This window comes from Nesterenkonia massiliensis, from assembly GCF_000455245.1.
In the GTDB taxonomy this organism is placed as follows: domain Bacteria; phylum Actinomycetota; class Actinomycetes; order Actinomycetales; family Micrococcaceae; genus Nesterenkonia; species Nesterenkonia rhizosphaerae.
In genome coordinates, this window is sequence record NZ_HG005168.1 from 116905 (window position 1) to 120742 (window position 3838).

Consider the following 3838-nt stretch of genomic DNA (forward strand, 5'->3'; position numbering starts at 1 on the left):
TGATGCGCGCTGCAGCTTTCGCGCGGCTGCCGGTGCAACTGCCGCTGATCAAGTGGGCCCTGCGCCCGCTGCAGTAAGTGAGCCACGCAAGGAGACAGGGGCCGACCACCGGTTGTTGTCAGTCGGGAAGAATCATCTCCGCAACAAGGGGTGCTGACTCAATCTGAGTCGCGTCAGTCGGACAGGCCGCTGGGGCCCTGCTCATGGGGGAACCACTTCTCCGCGATGGCGGTCTCTGGGTTGATGCCGAGTTGGCTCGCGTACACCAGGCACATTCCCAGTACGTCTCCGAGTTCGCTGGCCACAACACGTTCTTGTTCTTCCGTGCTGAGTCCGCGGTCCTTGCTCTGCCCGGTCGCCGTGAGGTGTGCTTGGGTGAGCTCGCCAACTTCCTCGGTGAGTTTGAGAAGAGCCCACTCGGCGGATCTGGTGACCCCGTGAATCTCCGCGTACCGCTCACTGAGTTTCTCGATACGGACGGCAATGTCGTTGAGGTGCATACGGATGATGCTACGCGCGGACCCGATCAGGGCTTATCCGGGTCCTGCCCACAGGCGGACGGAGCCCAGTCAGGTCAGCGAGAGATACATCGTCTCGGAACCACCATTGCGCCCGACGACATGAAAACCGGCGCGCTCGTAGAGGCGCCGCGCAGCGTTGCCGTCTTCGACGCTGAGGCTGATGCCAGAGATCCTACGACGCCGCGCCTCGGCAATGAGCTGCTGCAACAGGGCACTGCCAATGCCCTGCCCGCGTGACCCTGCGAACGTGGTCAGAGACAGCTCCGGGGTCTCGGGATCTACGAACCCATAGCCCGGGTCCTCAGCCGGAAGAAACACTAGCCACGCCACGGCGTTCACGATGTCACCGTTGTGGTGGGCCAGTCCAAAGTCGCGTCCTGAGGGAAAAGTGGAGAAGTAGTGCGAGATCTCATGGGCAGCGTCTACGTCGTCGAAGGTAAACCGTGGCCCGCTCCAGTTCATATTCGCAAGCGTGGCTTCTCTGAGGAGCGGTCGGTCTGCCGATGAGAGGAATCGAACCGTCATGGCAGCACCATATCGGCGCACAGGCGTGAGTCCGTTCCATGGTTCAGCGTGCGGCCGCCGAGGAAGAGTTCCTGTTGTAGCGTTTCCGCATGGGCATCGGAGCTGATCGGCAGGTTGTTCGGTTCTTTCCGGACTATGCGGACACCGTGCTGTGGTTCCAGGGGCCTGTTCCTTACGACGCGTCGGGGCTGTCCGCGGAACTCGTTCGCGACCTTGAAGTCTGGGAGCGCTTCTACTACGAGGCGCTGGGGCCTGATCAGGAGTGGAAGTCACCGGAGCTGGCCAGTCGGTTCACCGTGAGGGGCGACCACCTTGCCGCTCGCGTGGCGAAAGAGCTTGGCCGTAGGTATGAAGTGGAGTTCCAATCCTACGAGCCTGATGTTCCGGTGCACCGATTCCGGGCGACCGGTCCTGCTGACAATGTGAGAGCCGCTGCGCGTTTTGATGAGTTAGCGCAATCCATAAGCGCCCAGGAGCAGGAATGGGTCACGTCCGTTGATGATCACGGCGACACGGGACAGGGCTGGTTCGCGATCGCGGGGGTATCAGGCACCGTTTATAAACCCGGATAGGGTCGCTTGTGTGTGAGTAATACGGCCGGTCAGCGGGGCAGGCGCGATGCTATGTCGTCGTTGGCCTGGCGCCAAGCTTCCACCATGGAGAAACCGCCGTGACCTTCACCTTCGTCGATCACCAACCGGCTGCCGGGCCAGCGTTGATGAAGTTCCCACGCGGTGCGCAACGGCCCGCTGACATCTAATCGTCCGTGGATCAAGACAGCAGGGATATCCGTAAGGCGATCAATCCGGTCCAACAACGGTGGATCGCAAAACCCGTCGTTGGCCCAGTAGTGCGTGACCAGGGTGACGAAGTTGTGCCGGAAATCCTTGTCCTCCCAACGCGGGTCACGGTGAATCCCACCGGTGCCGATTGCGATGTGAGCGTCTTCCCAGCGCGCCCAGGCGTGGGAGGCGGCGTCGCGCACCTCTAAGTCGGGATGGCGAATGAGCTGCCGGTATGTCTCCACCAGCCGTGACTGACCCCTGTGATAGCCCGGCACCGCCTGCTCAGCGTGCCCAACGAAGAGTTCCCACTCCTCCGGATAGATGGCTCCAACGGTCTCGGTGATCCAGTCGACTTCCCAACGGGAGGTGGTAGTCACCGCCATCGCGACGACGCCGAGCACCCGCTCCGGGTGCGCCTGGGCGCAGGCGATCGCCAGCGTTGAACCCCACGAGACACCGTTGATCACCCAGCGCTGGATCCCGAAATGTTCACGAAGCTCTTCCAGATCTGCGATCATCCGGGCCGTGGTGTTGGCGGCAAGGTCATGCTTGGGGTCGACGGCGAGCGGCACAGACTTACCGCACCCACGCTGATCAAGCCCAATGATCCTGAACCGGCTGGGATCGGCCTTCGTGACGTAACCACGCGTGCCAAGTCCGCCGCCGGGTCCGCCGTGCAGATACACCAGTGGGATCCCTTCTGGGCTGCCTGATTCCTCCCAGTAGATGCCCTGGCCGTCGTTCGCCATCAGCAGGCCGGAGGCTGCGGGCTGAACTTTCTCATACATAGGTTCAGCCTAGGGCGCGCGGTGGCATGTCAGGCGAATGTGGCTGTCGGTACATTGCGCAGACTAGGGTTGGGCCATGTCTGCACCGGAATCCATCCCTTGGCACCGCCTGCGCGCGGTATTAGTCCATACGTATACGGCTCTGGGTGTGGTCCTCGCGCTGCTGATGGTGCACATGTCCTATGCCGGCGAGGTCGAGATTGTGCTGTGGCTCTTTTTGGCCGCAATGATCATCGACGGTTCCGACGGGTTCATGGCGCGTCGTTACCGCGTGAAGGAAGTGACGCCCGGCTTTGATGGAGCGCTGCTGGACAATATTGTCGACTACATCACCTACGCCTTCGCCCCGATGGTGTTGCTCTGGAGCACAGGCTTTCTGCCGGATGGCTGGCTTGGCGGCGTCGTGGCCTCGGTGCCGCTGCTGGCGTCCTGCTTCCAGTTCTGCCGCAGCGATGCCAAAACCGATGACCACTTCTTCCTCGGATTCCCCAGCTACTGGAACATTGCCGCGTTTTACCTGATCGTGCTCGGTGCTGGAGTGGCCACCACAACCACGGTGCTGCTGGTTCTGACAGTGCTGGTGTTCGTCCCTATCAAGTACGTCTACCCTTCTCAGACCGAGACGGCATGGTGGTTGACCATGTCGCTCACCACTGTGTGGTTAGGGCTCTATGCAGTGATCCTGGTGCAGTACCCCTCGCCCAGCCTGTGGCTCATCGCCCTTTCCGGTGGCTATGTGGTCTACTACTCGGCCCTGAGTCTGCGGCTCACACTCAAACGGCGGAGCCAGCACAATGATTCGGCGGACCTAGCCGAGGCGCAGGAGCATCACTTATGAGCGAGATCCACGTACTGGTAGTGGATCCGCAGTATCTAGGTCCGGGGATCGGACAGACACTAATGGAGCATTCATTCGAGAAGGGACGCCAAGCTGGCATGCGGATGGTGTTAGTCGAAACCGGCGATGACCCTGGACACGAAGGGGTCTGCCGCACCGATAGGTGACAGTTAAAGTCACGCCGCGAGAGCAACGCCGGTGTTCATGATTGCTTCGTACTCCACTGGGGTCAATCCCGCCAGCCGCTTCTGCCGCCGGCGGCGGTGGTAGGTCCGCTCGATCCAGGTCACGATCGCGATCCGCAGCTGATCGCGAGTCTGCCAGGAACGGCGATCCAGGACGTTCTTCTGAAGCAGCGCAAAGAAGCTCTCCATCGCCGCA

The 3838-nt window shown here is 61.4% G+C and carries 7 protein-coding genes; 3 read left to right on the top strand and 4 right to left on the bottom strand.

All coding sequences use genetic code 11. The annotated features are described in order from the left end of the window. Nucleotides 1–173 precede the first annotated feature (173 nt). Together TX78_RS07720 and TX78_RS07725 are read right to left on the bottom strand one after the other, a co-directional pair. Entirely contained in the window at nucleotides 174–500 is a 327-nt protein-coding gene (locus tag TX78_RS07720; protein WP_044495148.1) for a nucleoside triphosphate pyrophosphohydrolase family protein, read from the bottom strand. Between the two features lie 69 nt (nucleotides 501–569). Then, nucleotides 570–983 (bottom strand): GNAT family N-acetyltransferase, encoded by a 414-nt coding sequence (locus TX78_RS07725; protein WP_199765265.1) that lies wholly within the window; start codon nucleotides 981–983, stop codon nucleotides 570–572. Between the two features lie 152 nt (nucleotides 984–1135). Here TX78_RS07725 and TX78_RS07730 point away from each other — a divergent pair, with 152 nt between their 5' ends. Continuing rightward, entirely contained in the window at nucleotides 1136–1618 is a 483-nt protein-coding gene (locus tag TX78_RS07730) for a hypothetical protein (RefSeq protein ID WP_044495151.1), read from the top strand. A 29-nt stretch (nucleotides 1619–1647) separates the two neighbouring features. Here TX78_RS07730 and TX78_RS07735 read toward each other — a convergent pair whose 3' ends face one another. Then, on the bottom strand, nucleotides 1648–2619 hold the full coding sequence (locus TX78_RS07735) for an alpha/beta fold hydrolase (RefSeq protein WP_044495153.1): 972 nt from the start codon (nucleotides 2617–2619) through the stop codon (nucleotides 1648–1650). Between the two features lie 76 nt (nucleotides 2620–2695). On the opposite strand from TX78_RS07735, the gene TX78_RS07740 reads away from it, so the two are divergent. Together TX78_RS07740 and TX78_RS14620 are read left to right on the top strand one after the other, a co-directional pair. Further along, nucleotides 2696–3457: a CDP-alcohol phosphatidyltransferase family protein gene (locus TX78_RS07740; protein WP_044495155.1), complete on the top strand. Its 762-nt coding sequence runs from the start codon at nucleotides 2696–2698 to the stop codon at nucleotides 3455–3457. After that, nucleotides 3454–3624, top strand: a complete 171-nt coding sequence (locus TX78_RS14620) for a GNAT family N-acetyltransferase (RefSeq protein ID WP_081652659.1) — start codon at nucleotides 3454–3456, stop codon at nucleotides 3622–3624. Before TX78_RS07740 ends, TX78_RS14620 begins: the two co-directional genes overlap by 4 nt. 9 nt (nucleotides 3625–3633) lie before the next feature. On the opposite strand, the gene TX78_RS07745 is transcribed toward TX78_RS14620, so the two are convergent. Further along, the coding region (locus tag TX78_RS07745; protein WP_147640454.1) for an IS3 family transposase at nucleotides 3634–3838 on the bottom strand (205 nt) is incomplete at its 5' end.